Origin of the sequence: Pseudomonas sp. PB105, from assembly GCF_009764655.1 — a bacterium.
Lineage (GTDB): Bacteria > Pseudomonadota > Gammaproteobacteria > Pseudomonadales > Pseudomonadaceae > Aquipseudomonas > Aquipseudomonas cyclaminis.
The window spans coordinates 45,705-69,057 of the sequence record NZ_RWIO01000083.1 but is presented as its reverse complement, the minus strand read 5'-3'; the positions used below and the strand labels follow the sequence as shown (position 1 = coordinate 69,057).

General features: G+C 58.7%; 27 protein-coding genes. 13 read left to right on the top strand and 14 right to left on the bottom strand.

Going from position 1 to position 23,353, the window contains the following annotated elements; genetic code table 11:
- Positions 1-2: 2 nt before the first annotated feature.
- The 3 genes from EJD88_RS19995 to EJD88_RS19985 are packed head-to-tail and all read right to left on the bottom strand — an operon-like array spanning position 3 to position 3,412.
- On the bottom strand, positions 3-1,748 hold the full coding sequence (locus EJD88_RS19995) for a Gldg family protein (protein ID WP_158878825.1): 1,746 nt from the start codon (positions 1,746-1,748) through the stop codon (positions 3-5).
- Between the two features lie 15 nt (positions 1,749-1,763).
- The gene (locus tag EJD88_RS19990) at positions 1,764-2,489 is read right to left on the bottom strand and encodes a heme exporter protein CcmB (RefSeq protein WP_158878824.1); all 726 of its coding nucleotides are present in this window, start codon (positions 2,487-2,489) and stop codon (positions 1,764-1,766) included.
- Positions 2,486-3,412 carry an ATP-binding cassette domain-containing protein gene (locus tag EJD88_RS19985; RefSeq protein WP_158878823.1) on the bottom strand — a complete coding sequence of 309 codons (927 nt, stop codon included), beginning with the start codon at positions 3,410-3,412 and terminating at the stop codon, positions 2,486-2,488. The genes EJD88_RS19990 and EJD88_RS19985 overlap by 4 nt, the downstream gene beginning before the upstream one ends.
- A gap of 211 nt (positions 3,413-3,623) precedes the next feature.
- Between EJD88_RS19985 and EJD88_RS19980 the strand changes: the two genes are divergently transcribed.
- The gene (locus tag EJD88_RS19980) at positions 3,624-4,610 is read left to right on the top strand and encodes a hypothetical protein (protein WP_099586823.1); all 987 of its coding nucleotides are present in this window, start codon (positions 3,624-3,626) and stop codon (positions 4,608-4,610) included.
- A 112-nt stretch (positions 4,611-4,722) separates the two neighbouring features.
- Positions 4,723-5,196, top strand: a complete 474-nt coding sequence (gene greB, locus EJD88_RS19975; RefSeq protein WP_053130756.1) for a transcription elongation factor GreB — start codon at positions 4,723-4,725, stop codon at positions 5,194-5,196.
- A 45-nt stretch (positions 5,197-5,241) separates the two neighbouring features.
- Here greB and EJD88_RS19970 read toward each other — a convergent pair whose 3' ends face one another.
- On the bottom strand, positions 5,242-7,752 hold the full coding sequence (locus tag EJD88_RS19970) for an ABC transporter permease (RefSeq protein WP_158878822.1): 2,511 nt from the start codon (positions 7,750-7,752) through the stop codon (positions 5,242-5,244).
- Complete coding sequence (locus EJD88_RS19965) at positions 7,752-8,435, bottom strand: ABC transporter ATP-binding protein (protein WP_016972350.1); 684 nt, start codon at positions 8,433-8,435, stop codon at positions 7,752-7,754. Before EJD88_RS19965 ends, EJD88_RS19970 begins: the two co-directional genes overlap by 1 nt.
- Before the next feature lie 10 nt (positions 8,436-8,445).
- Here EJD88_RS19965 and EJD88_RS19960 point away from each other — a divergent pair, with 10 nt between their 5' ends.
- The 3 genes from EJD88_RS19960 (at position 8,446) to EJD88_RS19950 (ending at position 10,458) form a co-directional block, all read left to right on the top strand.
- A complete protein-coding gene (locus EJD88_RS19960) occupies positions 8,446-9,051 on the top strand; it encodes an arylesterase (protein WP_160385058.1) in 606 nt (201 codons plus the stop codon).
- A 58-nt stretch (positions 9,052-9,109) separates the two neighbouring features.
- On the top strand, positions 9,110-9,403 hold the full coding sequence (locus EJD88_RS19955; RefSeq protein WP_003172705.1) for a hypothetical protein: 294 nt from the start codon (positions 9,110-9,112) through the stop codon (positions 9,401-9,403).
- Positions 9,404-9,489: 86 nt separating this feature from the next.
- Complete coding sequence (locus tag EJD88_RS19950; RefSeq protein WP_158878821.1) at positions 9,490-10,458, top strand: L,D-transpeptidase family protein; 969 nt, start codon at positions 9,490-9,492, stop codon at positions 10,456-10,458.
- A 153-nt stretch (positions 10,459-10,611) separates the two neighbouring features.
- On the opposite strand, the gene oprI is transcribed toward EJD88_RS19950, so the two are convergent.
- A complete protein-coding gene (gene oprI, locus EJD88_RS19945; protein WP_003172710.1) occupies positions 10,612-10,863 on the bottom strand; it encodes an outer membrane lipoprotei OprI in 252 nt (83 codons plus the stop codon).
- A 612-nt stretch (positions 10,864-11,475) separates the two neighbouring features.
- Between oprI and EJD88_RS19940 the strand changes: the two genes are divergently transcribed.
- A complete protein-coding gene (locus tag EJD88_RS19940; protein WP_064451529.1) occupies positions 11,476-11,757 on the top strand; it encodes a GNAT family N-acetyltransferase in 282 nt (93 codons plus the stop codon).
- Between the two features lie 63 nt (positions 11,758-11,820).
- Here the strand turns inward: EJD88_RS19940 and EJD88_RS19935 are convergent, their stop codons facing one another.
- Together EJD88_RS19935 and EJD88_RS19930 are read right to left on the bottom strand one after the other, a co-directional pair.
- On the bottom strand, positions 11,821-12,897 hold the full coding sequence (locus EJD88_RS19935; RefSeq protein WP_158878820.1) for a 3-deoxy-7-phosphoheptulonate synthase: 1,077 nt from the start codon (positions 12,895-12,897) through the stop codon (positions 11,821-11,823).
- Between the two features lie 130 nt (positions 12,898-13,027).
- Positions 13,028-13,462: a pilus assembly protein PilZ gene (locus EJD88_RS19930; RefSeq protein ID WP_099586819.1), complete on the bottom strand. Its 435-nt coding sequence runs from the start codon at positions 13,460-13,462 to the stop codon at positions 13,028-13,030.
- On the opposite strand from EJD88_RS19930, the gene EJD88_RS19925 reads away from it, so the two are divergent.
- The 5 genes from EJD88_RS19925 to cysB all read left to right on the top strand — a co-directional run bounded on the left by EJD88_RS19925 (position 13,461) and on the right by cysB (position 17,363).
- Positions 13,461-13,847, top strand: coding sequence for a thioredoxin (locus EJD88_RS19925; protein WP_122307780.1), 387 nt, complete (start codon positions 13,461-13,463; stop codon positions 13,845-13,847). The genes EJD88_RS19930 and EJD88_RS19925 overlap by 2 nt on opposite strands.
- Positions 13,844-14,797, top strand: a complete 954-nt coding sequence (locus EJD88_RS19920; protein WP_158878819.1) for a putative 2-dehydropantoate 2-reductase — start codon at positions 13,844-13,846, stop codon at positions 14,795-14,797. Before EJD88_RS19925 ends, EJD88_RS19920 begins: the two co-directional genes overlap by 4 nt.
- Positions 14,798-14,812: 15 nt before the next feature.
- Positions 14,813-15,730 (top strand): 5'-nucleotidase, encoded by a 918-nt coding sequence (locus EJD88_RS19915; RefSeq protein ID WP_158878818.1) that lies wholly within the window; start codon positions 14,813-14,815, stop codon positions 15,728-15,730.
- Between the two features lie 53 nt (positions 15,731-15,783).
- A complete protein-coding gene (locus tag EJD88_RS19910; protein ID WP_099586815.1) occupies positions 15,784-16,284 on the top strand; it encodes a universal stress protein in 501 nt (166 codons plus the stop codon).
- A 104-nt stretch (positions 16,285-16,388) separates the two neighbouring features.
- The gene (gene cysB, locus EJD88_RS19905) at positions 16,389-17,363 is read left to right on the top strand and encodes an HTH-type transcriptional regulator CysB (protein ID WP_003189876.1); all 975 of its coding nucleotides are present in this window, start codon (positions 16,389-16,391) and stop codon (positions 17,361-17,363) included.
- Positions 17,364-17,368: 5 nt separating this feature from the next.
- Here the strand turns inward: cysB and EJD88_RS19900 are convergent, their stop codons facing one another.
- Both EJD88_RS19900 and EJD88_RS19895 read right to left on the bottom strand, forming a co-directional pair.
- Complete coding sequence (locus EJD88_RS19900) at positions 17,369-17,851, bottom strand: GreA/GreB family elongation factor (protein ID WP_158878817.1); 483 nt, start codon at positions 17,849-17,851, stop codon at positions 17,369-17,371.
- A 12-nt stretch (positions 17,852-17,863) separates the two neighbouring features.
- The gene (locus EJD88_RS19895) at positions 17,864-18,235 is read right to left on the bottom strand and encodes a hypothetical protein (protein WP_099586813.1); all 372 of its coding nucleotides are present in this window, start codon (positions 18,233-18,235) and stop codon (positions 17,864-17,866) included.
- Between the two features lie 129 nt (positions 18,236-18,364).
- Here EJD88_RS19895 and earP point away from each other — a divergent pair, with 129 nt between their 5' ends.
- Complete coding sequence (gene earP, locus EJD88_RS19890; protein WP_158878816.1) at positions 18,365-19,498, top strand: elongation factor P maturation arginine rhamnosyltransferase EarP; 1,134 nt, start codon at positions 18,365-18,367, stop codon at positions 19,496-19,498.
- A 49-nt stretch (positions 19,499-19,547) separates the two neighbouring features.
- Positions 19,548-20,120, top strand: coding sequence for an elongation factor P (locus EJD88_RS19885; RefSeq protein WP_032889016.1), 573 nt, complete (start codon positions 19,548-19,550; stop codon positions 20,118-20,120).
- A gap of 65 nt (positions 20,121-20,185) precedes the next feature.
- Here EJD88_RS19885 and EJD88_RS19880 read toward each other — a convergent pair whose 3' ends face one another.
- The 4 genes from EJD88_RS19880 to EJD88_RS19865 all read right to left on the bottom strand — a co-directional run bounded on the left by EJD88_RS19880 (position 20,186) and on the right by EJD88_RS19865 (position 23,277).
- On the bottom strand, positions 20,186-21,202 hold the full coding sequence (locus EJD88_RS19880) for an alpha/beta hydrolase (RefSeq protein ID WP_099586811.1): 1,017 nt from the start codon (positions 21,200-21,202) through the stop codon (positions 20,186-20,188).
- Positions 21,203-21,229: 27 nt separating this feature from the next.
- The gene (locus EJD88_RS19875; protein ID WP_158878815.1) at positions 21,230-21,649 is read right to left on the bottom strand and encodes an organic hydroperoxide resistance protein; all 420 of its coding nucleotides are present in this window, start codon (positions 21,647-21,649) and stop codon (positions 21,230-21,232) included.
- A 146-nt stretch (positions 21,650-21,795) separates the two neighbouring features.
- A complete protein-coding gene (locus EJD88_RS19870; RefSeq protein WP_099586809.1) occupies positions 21,796-22,248 on the bottom strand; it encodes a MarR family winged helix-turn-helix transcriptional regulator in 453 nt (150 codons plus the stop codon).
- Positions 22,249-22,326: 78 nt separating this feature from the next.
- Positions 22,327-23,277 (bottom strand): LysR family transcriptional regulator, encoded by a 951-nt coding sequence (locus EJD88_RS19865; protein WP_158878814.1) that lies wholly within the window; start codon positions 23,275-23,277, stop codon positions 22,327-22,329.
- Between the last annotated feature and the right edge of the window lie 76 nt (positions 23,278-23,353).

Here is a 23,353-nt window from a genome sequence, read left to right as displayed (position 1 = left end):
CCTCAGTGACGTACGGCGTCCGCTCGCAAGCGACGTCGTCGGTTACCTAGAAGCACCACCCAGGCAATCAGGCACAGCGTCATCGGGATCGCCAACGCCACCACCAGTTTCATAGCGAACTCCAGGAAGTGCACACGTGCGTATGCCTCGGCCTTCAAGGCATGCAATTCCATGGGTAAGCGCAGGCGCTCTTTGTTGAGTGCAAGCAGTTGGGCGGTGCTGTCTACTGCCTGGGAACTGAGGTTGGTGGGCTCTGGGCTCAGCCTTTTCCATTCCTGCTCAGTACGTAGCAGGCGCCGCTCCAACTCACTCGCCTTCTCACTGTATGTGTGTGCAGCGTCGTCACGCATTCGTTCGAGCATGTTCGGTGACCTGTTCGCCACCGCGCGTGGGCGGATATTGAGCAGCGCATCGCTTGCGGACAAGTTATCCAGTGTATTCAACACAAACAGGGTGTTGCCGTGGGGCGCCGTGCTGTTGACTTGATCTGTCAGCAAGTCAGTGTCGGCAACCACTACCACATGGATGAGCGCCGCTTTTTGCACACCTGCTGGCTGCCCTTCGAGGCTGTCTGGGAATACGGAATAAGCCGGACCCTCTATGCGAGCGGCAATCACATGGCGTTGCGCTTGAGTGGACGCCTCATCGGCCATTGAGTCGAACTCGTTTGGAGAGGCAAATCGGTTGGTTTCCACCAACACAGATTGGCCAGAGCTTTGCAGGAGAAGGGTGAAGGTGGTGCGCGCTTTTTGGCGACGCGTGAGGGCGCCGCTACTCGATACCGCTACGTTGTTCACTTTGCGGCTGCTGATGTCGTGTGCATTCATTGCCTGGGGAGGCAGATCCAAACCGCCTGGGTGCGACGTTGCTGGCTGACCGGGTGCTGATGTCATTGACGCGGCATAGCGGTTGTCGACTAGAAACTTGTCCTCCTGCATCTGTATACCCCAAGCCGCAAGCAACTCAGTCAGCCGGTTATGGGGCGCACGCGTGTTCGAGTGTTGCTCGCTGAGGGGATCGATAAACATCATTAATCTACCGCCCTTCAATACAAATTGTTCAATCTCATACAGTGACCGCTCAGGCAGTGCCCGTGGATGCACGACCATGAGCGTTTTGACCTGCTCCGGTATGCGCTCGGCGTTTGCGCCCAGATTGACCAGGTTGAAGTGTCGCTGCAGTTCCTTCAGCAAGCGGCCAGCTGACGCCCCTATCTCCAACCCTGGCACCAGCCCTATGACGGCTCGCTCTGGGTGTTGCAGTTTATGGATCAGATGGCTGATTTCGTATTCGAGCAATGGCTCCCGGTCAAGGCTGAACGATTCGATGCGTTGCGCTCCGTGCCCGGCGCGGGTGCCGATCAGCCCCAGGAAGCCCGCAGTGTCGTCGAGACCGAACAGCTTGGCTTTGTAGGCATCTTCTGAAAAAGGTTTGGGATCAATAAGGTGTAGGTTGATCATGCCCTTCGCTGCTTTTTCGTACTCCAGCAATACGTCCTCGATGCGCTTGCCATAGCGTTTCAAGGCGTAGCTTCGTTTCGGGTCGTTGTGGGCATTGAAGTAATACACGTCCAGGGGATTTTCCAATGACGCGAGTAATTGTTGGGCTTGAGGAGACAGGGTGTGGGTTTTCTCTCGTGATAAATCCCAGCGGATATCAGGAAGCTTTGCGACCCACACTAAGTTGAACGCCAAAAATAATAACAAAATGACGATAAGAGTCATGCCGGTGCGCAGAGTAGGTCGCATGGAGGGCTTTCCTTCTCAGCTGTGCTTGTAGTTGAGGGTTACTGTCGTCGCTGCTAGAAAGGTCAGGATTGTGCTGATGAAGTAAAGCGTGTCGCGAAGCGCGAGTTTTCCATTGTCGATCGCGCTGTACCTTGAAAAAGGGTTGAGCGAGACCAGGCTGTCTACCGCCCAGATCGGGGCCTGATGCTCAAGTGCATCGAGTAAATAAGAAAGGCCGCTGACGACGAGCAGCAAGGCCACTGTCAGTATGAACAGGGCGGTGCGCTGACGTACTAGTGTGAACATGAAACAACCGACCGATAAATAACTCCCTGCCAACAGCCAGCTCGACACAAATTGTGAGGCAATAACGCTGTTGTCTGCCTTGCCCAAGTAGTTGGTAATGATGACGAGGGGGAATGTCAATATCAGGGCTATGCCTACCACGACCCAGGCGGCCAGGAACTTTCCGACGACCCATTCAAATGTTGTGATCGGCAATGTTTTCATCAGGTCGAGAAATCCTGAGTTGGACTCGTCCGACCAGAGTTGCGCCGCCAGTAGGGGGATCAATAACAAATAGAGCCAGGGGTGTAACTGGAAGAAAATCTGCAAGTGGCTGTTGTCTTGTGCCGGCCACGGGCTCATGTGCAACCCCAATGTCACGGACGTTACTGAAAAGATGGCGACACTCACGTAGGTGCCGGGTGCGCTGGCATAGTGAGCGAACTGACGCTTGAAAATGGCGGACAGCAGTTTCAAAGAGAGGCCTCTCGGCTCAGATGGTGAACCACATCGCTTATGCGACCAGGCTCTAGATTCAGTGAGTTGATTTTCCAGCGGCGATTGGCAATGAGCGTGTTGATGTGCGGGTAGATGGTATGTCCTGGCATGGCCAGGACGGTCACCGTGCCAGGGGCATGCCGATGCTCCTCGATGCCCGCGACCCCAGGCAGCACAGCGAGGGCGAGCAAGTCCAAGGGCATGTCTGAAGCCAGGGTCACGGCTTGGAAATGGCGGGAGTCGCTTTGTAAATCCGGCATGGGGGTATCGGTTACCAAGCGATCGCCTGCGATAACCAGCGCGCGCGTACAGAACTCGGACAATTCATCGCAATGGCGGGACGCAACGATCACCGTCATGTCTTGCGTCAATGACTGTATGAGCACCCTGAATTTTTGTTTCTGGTCAGGCGTTAATCCCTCGGTAGGTTCATCCAGCAATAGCAAAGCCGGTGCATGCAGGATGGCCTGGGCAATCGCGACTTTGCGCTTTAAACCGGTAGAAAGAACATCTAGGGAGGCGTTGAGGACTGGCAATAATTCCAGTTGTGTAGCGACTTGTTCTACCCGTGCGCGTTTTTCATTGCCACGGAGTCCGCGAAGGGTGGCCATATAGTCGAGGAACTCTTTAACCGAAATCGTAGGATGACTGAGGCACCTCTGACGTTGGTAACCAATGATTTTTTTTGTTTTAAGTGGATGGGCTTTAGTGTTGAGGTTTTGAATAAGTATATGTCCGCTGGACGGTGCGCTCGAACCCGAAATCAAATCGAGTAGTGCGGTTTTAACTGTAGGATCTTTCCCGAACAGTCCCAGGCATTCCTGTTTGTTTGCGCTAAATGAGAAATCGCTGATTATTTTTTTCTTGTTTGAATGTTTTGTCAGGTTGATTATTTCTATCATTTATTTTAATGCGACTTATAAGTGGGGTTGAAAAAGGGTACGAGTAATAGCTGTTTTTGGGAACGTCGATCAGCCTTAATAAGGAAAGTCCTACGTGCGTGCCGAGTAAATCGCTGGAACAATTGTTTTGTGCTTTTTGAGCCTTTGATTGTCGAGGGTTTATCTGAAGGTTATAGAGACTTTCCGAATTTTGTAATGAGGCCTGATTACCATGATGCTTCTACGTACCCTTGTTCTTGAACGCGACGGTCAGGATGCTCCGGTCAACGGTGCATTGCTCTGTGGGTTTGCTGTAGGTCAGATTGCCTCCAACTTCCTTGTTTATAGCCTGGATGAAGAGGTGGAACCGGCGAGTTCCAGGGTGTATATCGCGGCCTTGCGCAAAAAACTTGATCGGTATTTTTTGGGTGGTGTTGAATCCAAGGAAGACCTGCAAGTGGCAATGCATGTGTTCAAGCAGATTCTCATATCAGCGGCATCGGGGGCCAAGGCGGGTGCTGTTACCGAAACCCAGGTGCCTTACCATTTTGTCGATTTGAAAGGCTGCAAGCTGCCACCCGCCAGGCCCGAGGAACATCACTCGGTGATCATCAAGAAGGCGTTGGTGATGAAAGTCATTACTCTGGGTATGTCTGCCCCGGTGATGCCGGCAATCGAAAGCGCTTCATTAATCGTGCCCTCCATTCGCTTCTCATCGAAAATGAGCGCGCCTACCAGGGGTGTAAATCCGGTTGAGCCTCCCCGGCTGCCGATTCATGAGCCTACGGTGGAAGAGCCGCGACAGGCCCCCGTCGAGATGCCCATGACCATGGTGCCGGCAGAGCCTGTTGTCCCGAATGTGCCAGACGTCCCGGAGCAGCCGAAGCATCTGGCTCCACTGTCCCAGAGTACCTTGTTCGAAGTGGACAGTACGCTGACCAACCTTGCTCGCGTCGCTCAGGAACTGACCCAACAAAAACTTGCTGCCATCGAGCGGGAAACGGCGCTTGATCAATGGCAGGCCCGATTGCAGCAAGAGCAACGTCAGCTGGATGAAAGGGGCCGGGAATTGGAACAGCGCATCACTCAACTGCATGACCAGTCGTTGGCTGTCAGCCAGCGGACCGAAGCCCTGAAGGTGATGACCTCGCAAGTGTCAGGCTTGCGCCAGAGTTTGCGCGGTATGCTGCTTGAACTGGATCAGGCCATGGATGGTTAGACTGGCCTGGCTACTTTCCCGGGTTCATTTATTATCAGTGCCAGCCAACCGAAGCCGGGTGTGATTGCCTGGTCTATCGGCACCTGTGGACATTGCCTGGGGATGCAAGCGTTTGAGTACCAAGCTGATTACCAAAGAAGGTCATGAAGCGCTGAAGAAAGAGCTGGATTATCTGTGGCGCGAGAAGCGCCCGGATACCACGCGCAAGGTGACGTGGGCCGCCTCTCTGGGGGATCGCAGCGAGAATGCCGACTACCAGTACAACAAGAAGCTGCTGCGCGAAATCGACCGACGTGTGCGCTACTTGCGCAAGCGCCTGGAAGACATGCGCGTGGTGGAGTACATGCCCGAGCAGGAAGGGAAGGTCTTTTTTGGCGCGTGGGTGGATATTGAAAACGAGCAGGGCGAGACCAAGCGTTTTCGCATCGTTGGCTATGACGAGATTTACGATCGGATGGATTACATATCCATTGACTCACCGATGGCTCGTGCCTTGTTGCGCAAGGAAGTCGACGATGAGGCCATCGTGCAGACGCCAGGTGGTGAAGTGTGCTGGTGGATCACCGCAATTGAATATGTGAAGTAGGCAATGATGGCCCGCATTCGTTAAAGAGTGCGGGCCATCGGCGTTTCAGCCTTCGCGCAATACCGTCAGCGGGCTGGCATTCAACGCGCGGCGTGTGCCGAATACACCGGCGGCACCGATCAGTACGGCGCCGATTACCGGGAGTAGCAACAACCACGGGTGCGGGTGCCAGGCCAGGTCGAAGGCATAACGGTACAGCACCCACGTCACCAGTTCGGTGCCCAGTGCTGCCAGCAAGCCACTGACGGCGCCTAGTAAGCCAAACTCGATACGCCGCGCCTTGACCAGCAACTTGCGCTCAGCGCCCAACGCCCGCAGCAGTGCGCCTTGGCGGATGCGCTCGTCCAAAGTGGCCTGTAGGCCCGAGAACAACACGGCCATTCCCGCAGCCAGCACAAACAACAGCACGTATTCCACCGCGAGGGTCACTTGGGCGAGGATGCTGCGCAACTGCTCCAGCAGAGCCTCGACCTGCAGGATCGTCACCGCCGGAAAGGCTCGCGACAGATCGACGATCTGTTGGTCATGCCCTGGCGCGAGGTAGAAGCTGGTCAGGTAGGTGGCAGGCAGGTCCTTCAAGGTCCCCGGCTGGAAAATCATGAAGAAGTTCGGCTGGAAGTTATCCCAGTTGATGGTTCGCAGGCTGGTGACCCGCGCTTCACGATTCTCCCCGGCGATGGTGAACACCAGGTGATCGTCCAGCTTGAGCTTGAGGCTTTCTGCGACCTTGGCCTCTACCGACACACCCGGTATCTCATCAGTCGGTTGTTGTGACCACCACGAACCTGAGGTCAGGGCATTGCCAGGCGGCAGGTCGGCGGCCCAAGTCAGGCTCAGGTCGCGTTGTACTGCGCGGTCGCCGCTGGAGTCCTTGCTGACAATGTCCTGCACCGGCTCGCCGTTGATACTGATCAGCCGCCCCGGCACCACAGGGTAAAGTGGCGCGGATTGGGCCTGCACTTCCAGCAGGCGGGCGCCAAAGGCGTCCTTGTCGGCCGGCAGGATGTTCAGCGCGAAATAGTTGGGCGCATCCTTGGGCAACTGGTTTTGCCAGGTATCGAGCAATTCGCCACGCAGCAAGGCGATCAAGCCCATGGACAATAGGATCAAGCCAAACGCCAGTGACTGGCCGGCCGCTGCCAATGGGTGGCGCAGCAGTTGGCCCAGGCCCAATCTCCAGGGCAGGGAGGCACGAGCCAGAAGACGCCGCAGGCTTTGCAACAGCAGCAGAAGCAAGCCGCCAAGGACCAGCGCCGCCACCACGCCGCCGCCCAGCAGGGCGAAGGTCAGCACCAGATCCAGGCTCAGGCGCCACATGATCAGGCCGAGGGCAAACAGCGCAGCGCCATAGACCATCCAGGTGCTGGACGGGATGGGCAGCAGGTCGCGCCGCAATACGCGTAGCGGCGGTACGCGCCCGAGTGCGGCCAGCGGTGGTAGGGCAAAACCCGCGAGCGCGACCAGCCCGGTGCCGATCCCGGCAACAGCCGGCAGCAGTCCGCCGGGGGGCACATCTGCCGGCAGCAAGTCGTGCAGGAAATAGAACAGGCCAAACTGCGCCAGCCAGCCAAGCAGGGCGCCGGCCAGGCTCGCCAGCAAACCCAGCACCGTCAGTTGCAGGCTGAACAGCAACATGGCTTCGCGTCGTGACAATCCCAGGCAGCGCAGCAGTGCACTGGCGTCGAAGCGTCGGGTGGCAAAGCGGTTGGCCGATAAGGCGACGGCCACGCCAGCCAGCAGCACGGCGACCAGGCTGGCCATGTTCAGATAGCGCTCGGCCTTGCCCAGGGCGCCGCCAATCTGCTGGTTCCCGTCCCGTGAGTCCTGCAGGCGCTGGTTGGCGGCCAGGCCCGGCTTGAGCAGGTCACGATAGGTTTGCAGCGCTGTGCTGCCCTGAGGCCCGCGCCACAGTTCACGGTAGCTGACGCGGCTGCCGGGCTGGACCACGCCGGTGGCATCCAGGTCCGCCAGGTTGATCATCACCCTCGGCGTGAGGCTGTAGAAGTTGCCGGCGCGATCCGGTTCGTAGGTGAGCACGCGGGCCAGGCGCAGGGTTTTCATGCCGACATCGACGCTGTCGCCGACCTTGAGATCCAATGCCGTCAGCAGTCGCGCCTCCACCCAGGCTTCACCGGGTTTGGGGCCGCCGCCTGGGGTTTCATCGCCAAAGGGCGCGGCCGCGCTCTTCAGTTCGCCTCGCAACGGGTATTGCTCGTTGACCGCCTTGATGCTGGAGAGCTGGATACCGTTATCGGTGGCGATAACACTGGAGAACTCCACGACGCGAGCGTGATCCAGGCCCAGCTCGGTCCCGGAGCGGATTTGCTCGGTGCGGGCAGGTGAGCTTCCTTCCAGCACCAGGTCGGCGCCAAGGAACTCGGTGGCACGCAGCATCATGGCGCCGTTGAGGCGGGCGCCGAAATAACCGATAGCGGTACTGGCGGCCACAGCCACCAGCAGCGCGAAGAACAACACGCGCAATTCGCCGGCGCGGGCATCGCGCAGTAATTGGCGCATGGCCAGGCTGAACAGGCGCAACAGCGGCATACGTGCCATCAAGGCTCCAGGGGCGCGACCATCAGGCCGGCTTCAAGGCGGATCAGGCGTCGGCAACGGTGGGCCAGGCGCTCGTCGTGAGTGACCAGCACCAGGGTCGTGCCGCTCTCTTTATTGAGTTCGAACAGCAGGTCGCTGATGCGCTCGCCGGTGTGGCTGTCGAGGTTGCCGGTGGGTTCGTCGGCAAACAGCACGTCCGGTTCGGCGGCAAAGGCACGGGCAATGGCTACCCGTTGCTGCTCACCACCGGAGAGTTGTCGCGGCGAGTGGGTCAGGCGTTGGCCGAGGCCCACGCGCTCCAGCAGGTGTTTGGCGCGCTCGCGGGCATCTTTGCGGCCATCCAGCTCCAACGGCAGCATGACGTTCTCCAGCGCATTGAGGCTGTCGAGCAGTTGGAAAGACTGGAATACAAAGCCCACATGTTCGGCGCGGATACGCGCACGCTGGTCTTCGTCGAGGGTGCTGAGGGCTTGTCCGGCGAGGGTCACTTCGCCGCTGCTGGGCAGGTCGAGGCCGGCCAGCAGGCCAAGGAGGGTGGATTTGCCGGAGCCGGAACTGCCGACGATAGCGAGGCTATCGCCCTTGTTCAGTTCCAGGCTCAGTTCGTGCAGGATAGTCAGTTCACCTTCCGCGCTGGGAACCACTTTGCTAAGGTTCCGCGCGGTGAGAATGCTTGCGCCCATGGAGAATCCGATGCGAATGTGGTTTTTGAGTGCTGGCCTGGCCTTGATGTGCATGGCCCAGAACGCAGCGGCGGGTACAGTCCTGATCGTTGGCGATAGTATCAGTGCCGGTTTCGGCCTGGATACACGCAAAGGGTGGGTTGCCTTGCTGGAGCAACGGCTCAAGAAGGAAGGTTTCGACGATAAAGTGGTCAACGCGTCCATCAGTGGCGATACCAGTGCTGGAGGCCTCGCGCGGCTGCCGGCGGCGCTTGCAGAGCATAAGCCTGACGTAGTGGTTATCGAATTGGGTGGCAATGACGGCCTTCGTGGCCAGCCCCCTGCGCAATTGCAACAAAATCTTGCTTCGATGATCCAGAAGTCCCAGGACAGCGGCGCCAAGGTGCTTTTGCTGGGCATGCAGATTCCGCCCAACTACGGGAAGCGTTATGTCGATGCCTTCGCGAAGGTATTCGGCGATGTCGCCGAGCAAAAAAAGGTGCCTTTGGTGCCGTTTTTCCTTGAAGGCGTCGGCGGCCATCCGGAGTTGATGCAGGCGGACGGGCTGCACCCGGCGGTCGCTGCCCAGGGCAAGTTGCTGGAAAATGTCTGGCCGACGCTAAAACCGCTGCTATGACGCTTTTCTACCGGCAGGCTTTCGGCTAAGGTGGCGCCCCCCCGATCTGGAGCCCCCGATGTCGCGTCCTGCCTGGTCCCTGTTTAACTACCAACTGATCGAGCCGGACGAGCAGCTGGATCTGTTCGCCTGCCAGGAAGTGCGGGTGCATCTGGTGACGCGTCAGCTGGAACTGGGCGGCTCCATCGATCGCACGCTGTGCGGTACCTTGCTGCCAGCGCAACCTCGCTGGTCGCTGGTCGATCGCTCGATTTTCCAGGATCAGCGCCTGTGCCCCTTGTGCCGAGCCATTCTTGAGTCCCAGAAGCGCGGCACGCCGCCGATCTGGCCGGAGCTGCGTTTCGAGCTCTAGGAGCCGCTACACGCTTGCAGCTAGAAGCTCACATCACGTATACAATCGATTTTTACCTACCCGTTGTTCTGCGAAGGATTTTCCGGATGTTGTCGCGCCTCTCCGTCGTCACCTGCTGCCTGTCTCTCGCTGCGTTCTGTGCGGCGGGCTCTGCATCCGCTTTGCAGCTGCCCTTGCCACCATCGGGTGAAGATATCGTTGGTCAGGTCCAGGTAATCAAGGCCAAGTACGAAGACACTTTCGCCGACCTGGGCACCACGTACGACCTGGGCTATTCGGAAATGGTCGCGGCCAACCCGGGTATCGATGCCTGGTTGCCGGGGGCGGGCACCGAGATCGTGCTGCCGACACGGTTTATCCTGCCGCCGGGGCCTCGCGAGGGCATCGTCATCAATCTGGCGGAATACCGGCTCTACTATTTCCCCAAGGGCCAAAACGTGGTCTACACCTTCCCGTTGGGGATTGGCCGTGAAGGCTGGGGCTCGCCGATTGCCCATACCAGCATCATCGCCAAGACGCCTAACCCGACCTGGACGCCGCCGGCCTCGATCAAGGCCGAACACGCTGCCAACGGTGATCCATTGCCGAACGTGGTGCCTGCCGGCCCGGATAACCCGTTGGGCCCGTTCAAGTTCACCCTGGGCACACCGGGTTACCTGATCCACGGTTCAAACATGAAGTTCGGCATCGGCACACGTACCAGTCACGGTTGCTTCCGCATGTTCAACAATAATGTGCTGGAGATGGCTGGCATGGTGCCGGTGGGCACTTCGGTGCGCATCATCAACGATGCCTACAAGTTCGGCAGCAGCGGCGGCAAGGTTTATCTGGAAGCGCATACACCGTTGAACGATGACGGAACGCCATCGGTTGTCGACAAACACACGGCGGTGATCAACGCCTTGCTCAAGCGTGAAGACCTGGCCAACCAGTTGCGGGTGAACTGGGATCAGGTACGCGACGTGGTCGCGGCGGAAGATGGCCTGCCGACCGAGATCGGTGTGCCGGGTGGCGCACCGGTGGCCTCCAGCGCGCCAATCGATCTTCAGCAGTAAAACGTGTGGGAGGGGGCTTGCTCCCGATGTGGTGGTTCAGTAACGGATGCGTTTACTGAGACACCGCCATCGGCAGCAAGCCCCCTCCCACATTCAGGCAATAAAAAAGCCGACCCATAAATGGATCGGCTTGATAACAACCCCGAGGGATTATTACTTGCGGCTAGCTTTTTCAAGCATGCGCAGAGCGCGCTCGTTAGCTTCGTCAGCAGTCTGTTGTGCTTTTTGAGCAGCAGCCAGAGCTTCATCAGCTTTACGGTAGGCTTCGTCTGCACGGGCCTGGGAGCGAGCTGCTGCGTCTTCAGTTGCAGTCAGACGAGCTTCGGTTTCTTTGGAGACGCTGCTGCAACCGGTAGCCAGAACTGCGGCCAGAGCCAGAGCAGAGAATTTCAGAACGTTGTTCATCGTGTTCCCCTTCAAGGACTTTCTATTAAATGGCTACTTTCTCAGAGTGAGCAAATAGCCGGCGTACATACTACCCATTACTTGTAGTAAGTAAACTGACGTAGCGCAAGAAGCAAAAAAAATTCTCGCGCCGAATCTATTTTGGCTAATCTTTTGGAGGTTTGTATAAAAACCGTCCAGATTTTTTCATTTGGGTGAAGATTGGATCCAGGCTGAAAGGGCCGGCCTGCATGTGTTAAGCCTTGTAAATAGATGAAAATTTATATATCTGCGCCGACACTTACGTTGCGATCGGCGTTGCTGGGCCTGGCATCTTTTACGCATGTAGAGGTGACTTTAAGAGCGCCTGTTCGTCTCAAGGTTCAACTGCCGGCAATGTTCAGGCTTTCGACCAGTGTTTGGTCGAGGCCCTTTCTATATCCACCAGCGGCAGGGAATGACGAGTGCGCCTTGAGCAATTGCAGGATTGGTGCCTACTATTCCCTACGTGCTGGTTGTGAGCGCTCAAGGTTTTCTCGTTGTCGAAACCGGCACGGGGTGGCGTAGATGTTCCTTCGCCGGAAAAACATCGGTAAGGTAGGGGTCAGAATTCAAGACCCGCGAGGAGTAGTGATGAGCGAGGCGTTGTCCATCCACCATGACCAGGCTGGTCATCAGTTCGAGACCAATGTGGACGGTCATCGTGCCTATCTGACCTATATGGACCTCGGTAAGCAGACCCTGGATATCTATCGGACCTTCGTGCCCAACGCACTGCGGGGCCGTGGTATTGCGGCGGCGCTGACCGAAGAGGCCCTGAAGTTCGCCGAAGACGCTGGCTACACGGTGATCCCGTCCTGCTCCTATGTGGAACGCTACATGGAGCGCCACCAGCGCCATGCCGCGAAGCTCTGAGCGATCAGCAGACAATAAAAAACGCCGGGTTTAGCCCGGCGTTTTTGTGTGCGCAATTGAGGTTCAGGTGCGTTTGCGTGTTGGCAATACGTCCTTGAGCTTGGCGTGCATGCTGCGCAGGGTGTTTTCGGTGGCGACCCAGTCGATGCAGGCATCGGTGATCGACACGCCGTACTGCAAGTCGGCCAGGTCTTTTGGAATGGCCTGGCAACCCCAGTTCAAATGGCTCTCGACCATCAGGCCGATGATCGACTGGTTGCCTTCGAGGATCTGGTTGGCAACGTTTTCCATCACCAACGGCTGCAGGGCCGGATCCTTGTTGGAGTTGGCGTGGCTGCAATCGACCATGATGTTCGGCTTGATCTTGGCCTTGTTCAGCGCTTGCTCGCACAACGCAACGCTGACCGAATCATAGTTGGGCTTGCCGTTGCCGCCGCGCAGCACCACGTGACCATAGGCATTGCCCTTGGTGGTCACGATGGAAACGCCGCCTTCCTGGTTGATGCCCAGGAACCGGTGAGGGCTGGAGACCGATTGCAGCGCGTTGATCGCCACGGTCAGGCCGCCGTCGGTGCCGTTCTTGAAGCCCACGGCCGAGGACAGGCCGGACGCCATTTCGCGGTGGGTCTGGGACTCGGTGGTACGCGCGCCGATGGCCGACCAACTGATCAGGTCCTGCAGGTACTGCGGGGAGATCGGGTCCAGTGCTTCGGTAGCGGTGGGCAGGCCCATTTCAGCCAGGTCCAGCAGCAACTGGCGACCGATGTGCAAGCCATCCTGGATCTTGAACGAGTCGTCCAGGTACGGGTCGTTGATCAAGCCTTTCCAGCCGACGGTGGTACGCGGCTTCTCGAAATAGACGCGCATGACCAGGTACAAGGTGTCGGACACTTCTGCCGCCAGCACTTTGAGGCGCTCAGCGTATTCGTGGGCGGCCTTGAGGTCGTGGATCGAGCATGGGCCAATCACCACAAAGAGGCGGTGGTCGGTGCCGTCGAGAATCTCACGGATGACTTCGCGGCCCTTGGTGACGGTCTGCAGGGCAGCGTCGCTCAGGGGGATTTCGCGCTTGAGCTGATCGGGCGTGATCAGCGTCTCGTTGGATTCGACGTTTAGGTCATTGATCGGTAAATCAGCCATCGTGTTACTCGTCAGGGTCACGGGTGCCGGCCGCCAGCCATCCCCGTGCGGCGGGCACAGCATGATTTGGATGCAGGGGGGAGGAACCTTAGCGCGTAACACGGGCCCGCGACAATGGGCAAAGCCCGCTTTAATCCAGTGCTGGCTGCACAAACGCCTCATGGGAGAACTCGCCTGCATGGCGCGACACCCACTCCCGGGCCAGGGCTTCGATCTGCTCGGGCGTCGGTTCGGCATCTTCGTGCTGGCGGCAGTAGCGCTCTATCCGGCATGCTTGCTCGCCCATGCGTGCGCCAAACAATGCATGTTCATCGGTAAATGAGATACCCACGCGGTAGCCGTTTTCCACTTTGCGACACCATGCTATGTAGCCTGGGTATCGGGCGGTGGCGCCCAGGGAAGGGATGCGCAAGTCAACCGCCGTGCCCTGGCGCCAGGCGCGCGGCCAGTTGCAGGCAATGCCACCCAGGCCGTGAGTGAGCAGGCGTTGGCGCGGTATGGCGGGAGAGGGGCGTTGAATTAACTCGACAGCGACATCATCAGGGTGAGGTAAAAAACGACCCATGTACACGGACTCCGAGCACCGTCCTGTAGACGGCGGTGGCAGCAGTATAGTGAAGGAACTGGAATTGACCGACCTGGATATTGACCAGCAATTGCTGGGATTGCCAGGAGTTTCGCTCGTGGTGTTCACCAGCGTAGGATGCTCCAGTTGCCGTTGGGCGCGCCAGCAGTTGCCCGGTTGGCAGTTGCCGGTGGACCGCGTGTGCTGGGTGGATGCCGGGCACAACGGTGGCGCGGTCGAACGCTACCAGATCTTTCATTTGCCCGCGTTGTTCGTGGTGTGCGAGGGTCAGTTCCTCGGGCAATTACAGACACGTCTTACACGTTCTGACCTTGCCAGCGCTGTAAAACAAGCGCTTACCCGTATTCCTGAGGACTTGCCATGACAGCTCAATCGCCACGCATCGGTATTATCGGCACCGGCGCCATTGGTGGTTTCTACGGTGTGATGCTGGCGCGTGCCGGATTCGATGTGCACTTCCTGTTGCGCAGCGAGTACGCGGCGGTCAGTCAGCATGGCCTACGTGTCAACAGCCACGTGCATGGCCAACTGCACTTGCAGCCGGTGCAGGCGTATGCAAGCGCTGCCGACATGCCGCCCTGCGACTGGCTGCTGGTGGGCACCAAGTCCACGGGTAACGTGGAGCTTGCGCCGACGCTCGCCCAGGTCGCCGCGCCGGATGCCAAGGTGGTGTTGCTGCAGAATGGCCTGGACGTCGAGGACAGCCTGCGCGAACACCTGCCGCCGTCACTGCATTTGCTGGGTGGGCTGTGCTACATCGGTGTGCACCGCTCGGGCCCCGGTATTGTCGAGCATCAGGCGCTGGGGCGCGTCAACCTGGGCTATCACAGCGGTTCGGCGGCCAACGACGAACCCCTTCAAAAGACCATCGTCGAGGCCGGTGCCGCCTTGTTTCACCAGGCCGGCATCGAATCCCAGGCCATGGCCAATGTGCATCAGGCGCGCTGGCACAAGCTGGTGTGGAACGTGCCCTTCAACGGCCTCTCTGTCTTGCTGGGCAGCGGCACCACAGCGTTGATGGCGGACGAATCCAGCCGCGAACTGATCCAGGCGCTGATGGCCGAAGTGGTGCAGGGCGCGCACGCCTGCGGCCATGAGATTCCCGCCAGTTACGCGGGGCAGATGTTCACCATGACTGAATCCATGGACGACTACCTGCCGAGCATGTATCACGACCACGTGCACAAACGTCCGCTGGAACTGGCAGCGATCTACGCGCGCCCGCTGGTCGCGGCCAAGGCCGCCGGTTGCGAGTTGCCGCGAATGCAGGCGCTGTACCAGGCCTTGAGCTTTATTGATCGGCATAACCGCTGAGTCGGGGGTAAACGCATGGCGAAGGGATTGGGCGACAAACTGGTGTTGGCGATTTCGTCACGGGCCTTGTTCGACCTGAGCGACAGCCACAAGGTCTATCTGGCCCAAGGGGTTGAGGCTTACCGCAAATACCAGATCGAACACGAGGAAGAAATCCTCGAACCCGGCGACGCCTTCCCACTCGTCAAGAAGCTGCTGAGCCTCAATGCCAGCCTAGGGCGCGCTCGGGTCGAAGTGGTGCTGGTATCGCGCAACAGTGCTGACACAGGCCTGCGTGTATTCAACTCGATTCAGCACTACGGCCTGGATATTTCCCGCGCTGCTTTCGTAGGAGGGCGTAGTCCGTATCCTTATTTGGCTGCATTTGGTTGCCACCTGTTTCTTTCGACCCATGCTGAAGATGTGCGCAGTGCCCTTGATGCGGGCTTTGCAGCAGCGACGATTCTGTCGGGCGGGCCGCGCCGTGCCTCCAGCGAGGAACTGCACATCGCCTTTGATGGTGACGCAGTGTTGTTTTCCGATGTGTCGGAGCGCGTGTACCAGGCCGACGGGTTGGCGGCGTTCCAGGCCAGTGAGCGCGAATCCGCACGCCAGCCGTTGCCTGGCGGTCCGTTCAAGGGGTTCCTGGCGGCGCTGAACTTATTGCAGCGAGAGTTCCCTGACGAGGCCTGCCCGATCCGCACCGCATTGGTCACCGCCCGTTCGGCGCCGTCTCACGAGCGGGTGATTCGCACGTTGCGTGAGTGGGATATTCGCCTGGACGAGTCGTTGTTCCTTGGCGGCTTGGAGAAGTCCGCGTTTCTGGAGGCGTTTGCCGCTGATGTGTTTTTCGATGACCAGGCCGGTCATTGCGAGAAAGCCAGGGAAGTGGTGGCCACTGGGCACGTGCCCCATGGCATCAGTAATGAATTGAGGATTCAGGCCGAGAGTTAGGCGCGCTGCTAAGCTCATTCAATCTCCTCCAGCCTGGCAGTCCAGGAGGTTTTATGATTCGTTCGATGCTGTACGCCACGGACCTCGGTCTTTACGCGCCCTATGTGATGCAACATGCGCTGGCGCTGGCGCGAACGTTCAAGGCTGACCTGTATGTGATTCACGTGGTCGAGCCGATCGGGCTGTTCGCCGAATCGGTGTTGCAGAGCTACCTTGATGAAGCCGCGTTGAGCGAGTGGCAGAGCCGGGGGCTGAACACGGTGATGGCGACTATCGAGCAGCGGGTGCTCGACAGTTTCCGCGAGGAGTTGGGGGAGGGTGAGCAGGACCTGAAGTTGATCCGTTCGGTACGCGTGATCCAGGGAGATCCGTGCGAGGTGATTCTGGACCAACTGCGCAAACTGTCGGTAGATCTGCTGATAGTCGGCAGCCACAGCCACGCAACGGGTGCGACCACGCCTCTGGGGCGTACCGCGGCACGGGTACTGCAACTGTCCAGCGTACCGGTTTACCTGGTGCCGTCGTTACAACGTCGCCGCAGTGATGACATGTGATCGGTAGGAAACGATAAAAAGTTCTAGATTTATCTGTCTAACCTTTAATATAGTTATATACCGTCGCTGATACCCGTGGCGTCTATCTGCTTTGAGGGACACATATGAAGCTTCAACAACTGCGCTACATCTGGGAAGTGGCGCACCACGACCTCAACGTTTCCGCTACCGCTCAAAGCCTGTACACCTCGCAACCCGGTATCAGCAAGCAGATCCGCCTGCTCGAAGACGAGCTGGGCGTTGAAGTGTTCGCGCGCAGCGGCAAGCACCTGACCCGCGTCACCCCGGCCGGTGAGCGCATCATCACCACCGCCGGCGAGATCCTGCGTAAAGTCGAAAGCATCAAGCAGATTGCCCAGGAGTTCTCCAACGAGAAGAAAGGCACCCTGTCGATCGCCACCACGCACACCCAGGCGCGGTATGCATTGCCTCCGGTGATTCGCGATTTCATCAAGCAATATCCGGACGTGGCCCTGCACATGCACCAGGGTTCGCCGATGCAGATCGCCGAGATGGCCGCTGACGGCACCGTCGATTTTGCCATCGCCACTGAAGCCCTGGAGCTGTTCGGTGATTTGGTGATGATGCCGTGCTACCGCTGGAACCGTTGCGTGGTGGTGCCTCAGGGTCACCCATTGGCCAAGTTGCCGAAGCTGACCCTCGAAGCCCTGGCCGAATACCCGATCGTGACCTACGTGTTCGGTTTCACCGGCCGTTCCAAGCTGGACGAAGCCTTCAGTCATCGCGGCCTCACGCCGAAAGTCGTGTTCACCGCCGCCGACGCCGACGTGATCAAGACCTACGTGCGCCTGGGCCTGGGCGTGGGTATCGTCGCCAAGATGGCGGTCGACACCAACCTCGACAAAGACCTGGTGGTACTCGACGCCAGCGAGCTGTTCGAATCCAGTGTGACCAAGATCGGCTTCCGCCGTGGCACGTTCCTGCGGGGCTTCATGTGCGACTTCATCGAGAAGTTTGCGCCGCACTTGACCCGCGAAGTCATGGCCAAGGCGATCCAGTGCCACAACAAGCAGGAGTTGGAAGAGCTGTTCGACGGCGTTGAACTGCCTGTTCACTGAGTGGTTTATCGGGCCTCGGTAACCGTAAACAGTTGCCGAGCGCCTGCCACCAGAATCTCCACTTCATCCCCTTCGAACTTGCCCAGCAGGCTTTTGCCCAGAGGCGAGCGCGGGGTGATGACCGTCACCGGTTGCCCGACCACATCCACCTTCAAGCCCGCAGCATCAGGCGCCAGGAACAGCCATTGCTGGCGACCGTTCTCGTCCTCCAGACCCAGTAGTGCACCGACTTCTATCCCTCGCTGATCATCGTAGGCGCGCAACTGCAGGTTCTGGCAAAGCGCCAGCGACTGCTTGATTTCCTCGACCCGTTTGGCTTGCCCGGCCGCTAGATAAGAAGCTTCCAACCCCAAGGTGTCGTACTTGTTCTCCGCGATGTTTTCTTCATGAGTCGCGGTTTCGTAGGCAGTCTGCGCGGCGCGTTGGGCTATATCGAGGTCGACGGTGAGCTTTTCCAGGATCAACTGGAGGACGGCGTGCTTATTCATGGCTGTGCTTGATCATTCGCAGAATTGCAGGACATTGGCCCGGCTTTTTTCATTGGGCGCATTCTGGTCTTGTTGCAGCCAGAACTGGCATTTGGGGTTGGACAGGTTACGGGCGTTGCTACGCGCCTGGTCCAGGGTTTGTTGCTGTTCCTGCTTTTGCAGGTTTTGTTGGTACTGCTCGAACATGCGGTTGGGCGGCTCCGGCGCGACAACGGCCGGTTTACCCAATTGCTGGACCGCCTGGGCCACCGGCGCGAGGCTTTGCGGAAACAGGTAGCGCGAGGCCAGCCAAGTGGTCAGCGCGATGGCGATAAACCCCAGCCATACGCCCAAGGCGATAGCGATGCACAGCTTGAGCAGCGACAAAGGCGCGCTAGAGGGCATGTGGAACTCCTTGCTACGGGGATAATGGCGGCGATTGTCGCACAGCCTCCATGCAGAATAATCGCGATCAAGCCTTCTGCATCGGCGCATTTATGCGGACAATCGAGCCTTTGAGTGTTGGAGCCCGGAATGAAAGCCCGCTGGGATATTTTTTGCAGCGTTGTCGATAACTTCGGCGACATTGGCGTGACATGGCGCCTGGCCCGGCAATTGGTGGCGGAGCATGGCTGCGAGGTGCGTTTGTGGGTCGATGACCTGCGGGCCTTCGAACGCATGTGCCCCGAGGTGGATGTGCAGCGCGAGCAACAATGGCAAGAGGGCGTCGATGTGCGCCACTGGCCAGCCGATTGGTCACCAACCCCTGCCGCTGATGCGGTGATAGCCGCTTTCGCTTGCCAGTTACCGCCTGACTATATGGAAGCCATGGCCGAGTGTGAGCGCACGCCGTTGTGGATGAACCTGGATTATCTCAGCGCCGAGGATTGGGTAGTGGGCTGTCATCGCCTGCCGTCGGTGAAGTTCAAGGGGGTACAAAAGTATTTCTTTTTCCCTGGCTTCCGGCCCGGTACGGGTGGTCTGTTGCGTGAGGCCGGGTTGCTGGAACAGCGTAGGGCTTTTCAGCGGGATGTTGTTGCGCAGCGACAATTCCTGCAATCGCTGGGGGTGTTTCCAACTGATGGTGCGCGTCTGTTCTCACTGTTTGCGTATGAAAATGCCGGACTGGCCAGTTGGCTGGACGTATTGTCGACGGACGGGCGTGCCACTCATCTATTGGTGCCGGAAGGGCGCATCCTCGGTGATGTAGAGCGCTGGCTTGGAGTAGAAGAGCTCGCCGCCGGGGATGTTCATCAGCGTGATGCACTGACCGTGCAGATACTGCCGTTCGTGCGTCAGGAGCAATATGACCACCTGCTGTGGTGCTGCGACTTCAACGCCGTGCGCGGTGAAGACTCGTTCGTGCGCGCCCAGTGGGCCGGGCGCCCGCTGCTGTGGCACATCTATCGCCAGGACGAAGACATCCACCTCGACAAGCTCGATGCCTTCCTGGAGCTGTACACCGCCGCCTTGTCACCGGCTGCAAAGGCGGCGCTGATCGCGCTTTGGCAGGCCTGGAACACCGAGGGCGACATGGCGCAGCCGTGGAAAATGCTGCTGGAACACTGGCCAGATGTCAGCCAGAACGCCGAAACGTGGTGTCTGGAGCAGGCCTTGCAGGCCGATCTTGCGACGGCGCTGGTACAGTTTTATGAAAGTTGGATATGATACGCCACCTTGATTTTTGTAAATCCCATCCAAATTTCGGATATATGCAATGAAAACTGGTAAAGAACTGAAACCCGGTACAGTGATCCGTCTCGAAAACGACCCTTGGCTGGTTCAGAAAGCTGAGTTCACCAAGTCTGGTCGTAACAGCGCAATCATGAAGACCAAGCTGAAGAACCTGCTGACCGGTTACAAGACCGAGATCGTTTACAGCGCCGATGACAAACTGGACGACGTAATCCTCGACCGTAAAGAAGCGACCCTGTCCTTCATCAGCGGCGACACCTACACGTTCATGGACACCACCGACTACACCATGTACGAGCTGAACGCTGAAGACATCGAAGCCGTTCTGCCGTTCGTGGAAGAAGGCATGGAAGACATCTGCGAAGCGATCTTCTTCGAAGAGCGCCTGGTTTCCGTAGAGCTGCCGACCACTATCGTGCGTAAAGTTGCTTACACCGAAGGTTCCGCTCGCGGCGACACTTCGGGCAAGGTAATGAAGCCAGCCAAGTTGGCTAACGGTACCGAGCTGCAGGTAGCTGACTTCATCGAAATCGACGACCTGATCGAGATCGACACCCGCGAAGGCGGTTCGTACAAAGGTCGCGCCAAGAAGTAATTCTGGCCCTACCGTACGAAATAAAAAAACCCGACCATGAGTCGGGTTTTTTATGGGCGCTGTTTTTACTTCAAGTGTTGCTTCAACTCATCCGATGCCTGCAGCAGTGCCGAACGCACCGCCGGCACCTGGCTGACTACATTGAGCAAACCGTAGTCGTGAATCATGCCGTTGTAACGTACGGTGGTCACCGGCACACCGGCTGCATCCAGTTTGCGGGCATAGGCTTCGCCTTCATCACGCAGCACATCGGCGCCGGCCGTCTGAATCAGCGCGGGCGGCAAACCCTTTAGTTGGTCCGTGGTGGCCCGCAGCGGCGAGGCATAGATCTCGGCTCGCTGGTTGGCGTCGGTGGTGTAGTTGTCCCAGAACCACTTCATCATATTTTTGGTGAGGAAGTGCCCTTCGGCGTACTGGTTGTAGGACGCGGTCTCGAAATTGGCGTCAGTCACCGGCCATAACAGCAGTTGGAATTTGATCGCCGGCGTGCCCTTGTCCTTGGCCATCAGGCTGACCACGGCCGCCATATTGCCGCCGACGCTGTTGCCCGCGACCGCCAGGCGCTTGCCGTCGACATTGATCTCTTTACCGTGCTCGGCCACCCATTTCGTTGCGCCGTACGCCTGGTTGATCGCCACTGGGTAATGCGCCTCGGGTGACGGCGTGTAGTTGACGAACACCGCCACCGCCCCGGAACCCACGACCAGATCACGCACCAGGCGTTCGTGGGTCGGATAATCCCCCAGCACCCAACCGCCGCCGTGGAAGAACATGAACACTGGCAATGTGCCTTTGACCCCGGCCGGACGCACGATGGTCAGGTCCAGCGGCTTGCCATCGACCTGGATGGTCTTCTGGCTCACATCAGCCTTGGGCAGCGTCAGCTTCACCCCGGCTTGGGCGCCGGTCAGCACCGCGCGCGCTTCCTTGGGCGTCAATTGTTCCATCGGCTTGCCGGTGCCGGCGTTCAATACATCCAGGAAAGCCTGGGTGTTGTGCTCAACGTCGCCATTGGCGGCGAACGCGTGGCTGATGGACAAGGCGAGCAGGGTGCCGGTGAGCGCTTTACCAAATGTGTTCATGTTCTTCTCCTTGAGCGGCGGCGTGGGTTAGACGGTTACATGCAGGCGCACATCGACGTTGCCACGGGTGGCGTTTGAGTACGGGCAGACCTGGTGAGCTGCGTCGACCAAACTTTGCGCGTCATCCTGCGCCAGGCCAGGCAGGCTGATATGCAGGTCGATGTCCAGGCCGAAACCGCCGGGGATCTGGCCGATGCCGACGTAGGCAGTGATCGAGGCGTCAGCCGGGATTTTGCGTTGGGTCTGGCTGGCGACGAATTTCAGGGCGCCGATGAAGCAGGCCGAGTAGCCGGCAGCAAACAGTTGTTCCGGGTTGGTCGCTTGACCTCCGGCGCCGCCCAGTTCTTTTGGCGTGGAGAGCTTGACGTCGAGGATGTTATCGCTGGAAACAGCGCGACCATCACGGCCGCCGGTGGCGGTGGCTACTGCGGTATAGAGCGTTTGCATGGTGTTGTCCTCACTGGTGTATAGCGCTAAATGTTTGCGCGCTAAGTAGTTGGTGAGGCGAATGTATAGCGCTAATGTTTAGCGCGCAAGATAAATTTAAAAGTATTTTTCGTGAAGCGCCACATCCCGCATTTTCATTGGGCGTATTAAACGGCGCCTTGCAGGTTGCTGCGCAATGCAATCAGATCCGCTTGCAGCTTGCGCAATTGTTCCAACTCCAACCCGCTGGCCCCAAGGATGCACTGTGGAATACCCATGGCCTTGTCCTGCAAGGCACGGCCGGCGGTAGTCAGTTCCACCACCACCACGCGTTCATCCTCGCGGCTGCGCGTTCGGCTGAGCAGGCCTTCGGCTTCCAGGCGTTTGAGCAGTGGCGTCAGGGAGCCAGGGTCCGTGAGCAGGCGGCTGCTGATTTCGCCGACAGTCAAACCATCCTCTTCCCACAGCACCATCATGGCCAGGTACTGCGGGTACGTCAGGCCGAGCGCTTGCAGCAGAGGCTTGTAGACCTTCGTCATCAGCAATGAAGTGGAGTGCAACGCGAAACACAGCTGGTTATTCAGCATCAGGGGTTCGCACGGGTCAGGATTTTTGCTCATGGCGGTGCCTTAAATACGTGTATGGGCTGGAATCTAGCGAGCAAATCTTTAATGCGCCAGACAATTCTGTCCAGGAGGTCAGACCAGGCCGCTCTGCAGCGCCAGATCCCATGGCGGAACAGGGCTGAAACGGGATTTGAGGTATTCCAGCAGCAAGCGGCTGCGTGCGTTGGCCTGTTGTTCCAGGCGCAGCGCATAGATCCCGGTAGTTTCCGGGCTGGGCAGACCATCTTCGCAAAACAGCGGCAGCAATTCGCCACGCACCAGGTATTCGCTGGCCAGCCAAGTGGGTAGATGGGCGATGCCCAAGCCTGCCAAGGCGCCTGAGAGCAGCGCTTCTGCGTTGTTGGCGCTCATGCGGATGCGCTGTGGGCGATAGGTCGCACGGCGCCCGTCCAGTTCGAAGCGCCACGCGAACATCGGAGCCAGGCCATCCCAGTCCAGGCCATCATGATCACTCAACTCCCGGGGATGGGCCGGCGTGCCACGGCTTTTGAGGTAGGCCGGGCTGGCGCAGGCGATACGCACGATGCTGGCCAGGGGCGTGGCGATCAGACGGGTATCGACGATATGCCCGGCCCGCAGCACCAGGTCGACCTTGCCAAGATGCGCGCCCTGCATATCCACAAAACTATCGATCAGATGCAGATGTACATCCAGGCCGGGGTACACCTTCAGGAAATCCGCGATGACTGGCGCCAGGTGCCGTCGACCAAACGCCGCGGGCGCATCCACGCGGATCAAGCCCTCCGGCGCATGGCTCAGAGACACCGCTTCAGCCCGTGCCAGTTGCAACTCGCTGACAATCCGCCGCGCCCGCTCTGCAAACGCCAGGCCCGCTGGCGTCGGCACTACCGCGTGGGTACTGCGCTGGAACAAGCGGCTGCCCACGGAGCTTTCCAGGCTGTCGATGCGCCGCGCCACCGTTGAGGGCGTCAACGGATGACGGCGTGCGGCGGCGGAAAAGCTGCCGGTTTCCAGTACATCGAGAAATAGACTCAGCTGGTCGGTAAGGGTATTGGGGTTCATGACTGAATGCTTATGCGAGATTGGCACAGCCATTGTGCGTTGCTGTGCGTTTCCGCGCCAGGGCCGACTGCGTAGC

Excerpts from the sequence above, each read along its gene's own strand:
- EJD88_RS19970 (WP_158878822.1), bottom strand. The coding sequence starts at position 7,752 with ATGGCACGTATGCCGCTGTTGCGCCTGTTCAGCCTGGCCATGCGCCAA.
- EJD88_RS19985 (WP_158878823.1), bottom strand. The coding sequence starts at position 3,412 with ATGATAGAAATAATCAACCTGACAAAACATTCAAACAAGAAAAAAATA.
- EJD88_RS19995 (WP_158878825.1), bottom strand. The coding sequence starts at position 1,748 with ATGCGACCTACTCTGCGCACCGGCATGACTCTTATCGTCATTTTGTTA.
- EJD88_RS19865 (WP_158878814.1), bottom strand. The coding sequence starts at position 23,277 with ATGAACCCCAATACCCTTACCGACCAGCTGAGTCTATTTCTCGATGTA.
- EJD88_RS19960 (WP_160385058.1), top strand. The coding sequence starts at position 8,446 with ATGCGAATGTGGTTTTTGAGTGCTGGCCTGGCCTTGATGTGCATGGCC.
- EJD88_RS19900 (WP_158878817.1), bottom strand. The coding sequence starts at position 17,851 with ATGAATAAGCACGCCGTCCTCCAGTTGATCCTGGAAAAGCTCACCGTC.
- EJD88_RS19895 (WP_099586813.1), bottom strand. The coding sequence starts at position 18,235 with ATGCCCTCTAGCGCGCCTTTGTCGCTGCTCAAGCTGTGCATCGCTATC.
- earP (WP_158878816.1), top strand. The coding sequence starts at position 18,365 with ATGAAAGCCCGCTGGGATATTTTTTGCAGCGTTGTCGATAACTTCGGC.
- EJD88_RS19875 (WP_158878815.1), bottom strand. The coding sequence starts at position 21,649 with ATGCAAACGCTCTATACCGCAGTAGCCACCGCCACCGGCGGCCGTGAT.
- EJD88_RS19940 (WP_064451529.1), top strand. The coding sequence starts at position 11,476 with ATGAGCGAGGCGTTGTCCATCCACCATGACCAGGCTGGTCATCAGTTC.
- EJD88_RS19950 (WP_158878821.1), top strand. The coding sequence starts at position 9,490 with ATGTTGTCGCGCCTCTCCGTCGTCACCTGCTGCCTGTCTCTCGCTGCG.
- EJD88_RS19920 (WP_158878819.1), top strand. The coding sequence starts at position 13,844 with ATGACAGCTCAATCGCCACGCATCGGTATTATCGGCACCGGCGCCATT.
- cysB (WP_003189876.1), top strand. The coding sequence starts at position 16,389 with ATGAAGCTTCAACAACTGCGCTACATCTGGGAAGTGGCGCACCACGAC.
- EJD88_RS19870 (WP_099586809.1), bottom strand. The coding sequence starts at position 22,248 with ATGAGCAAAAATCCTGACCCGTGCGAACCCCTGATGCTGAATAACCAG.
- EJD88_RS19965 (WP_016972350.1), bottom strand. The coding sequence starts at position 8,435 with ATGGGCGCAAGCATTCTCACCGCGCGGAACCTTAGCAAAGTGGTTCCC.
- EJD88_RS19955 (WP_003172705.1), top strand. The coding sequence starts at position 9,110 with ATGTCGCGTCCTGCCTGGTCCCTGTTTAACTACCAACTGATCGAGCCG.
- EJD88_RS19880 (WP_099586811.1), bottom strand. The coding sequence starts at position 21,202 with ATGAACACATTTGGTAAAGCGCTCACCGGCACCCTGCTCGCCTTGTCC.
- oprI (WP_003172710.1), bottom strand. The coding sequence starts at position 10,863 with ATGAACAACGTTCTGAAATTCTCTGCTCTGGCTCTGGCCGCAGTTCTG.
- EJD88_RS19980 (WP_099586823.1), top strand. The coding sequence starts at position 3,624 with ATGATGCTTCTACGTACCCTTGTTCTTGAACGCGACGGTCAGGATGCT.
- EJD88_RS19925 (WP_122307780.1), top strand. The coding sequence starts at position 13,461 with ATGTACACGGACTCCGAGCACCGTCCTGTAGACGGCGGTGGCAGCAGT.
- EJD88_RS19915 (WP_158878818.1), top strand. The coding sequence starts at position 14,813 with ATGGCGAAGGGATTGGGCGACAAACTGGTGTTGGCGATTTCGTCACGG.
- EJD88_RS19930 (WP_099586819.1), bottom strand. The coding sequence starts at position 13,462 with ATGGGTCGTTTTTTACCTCACCCTGATGATGTCGCTGTCGAGTTAATT.
- EJD88_RS19935 (WP_158878820.1), bottom strand. The coding sequence starts at position 12,897 with ATGGCTGATTTACCGATCAATGACCTAAACGTCGAATCCAACGAGACG.
- EJD88_RS19910 (WP_099586815.1), top strand. The coding sequence starts at position 15,784 with ATGATTCGTTCGATGCTGTACGCCACGGACCTCGGTCTTTACGCGCCC.
- EJD88_RS19885 (WP_032889016.1), top strand. The coding sequence starts at position 19,548 with ATGAAAACTGGTAAAGAACTGAAACCCGGTACAGTGATCCGTCTCGAA.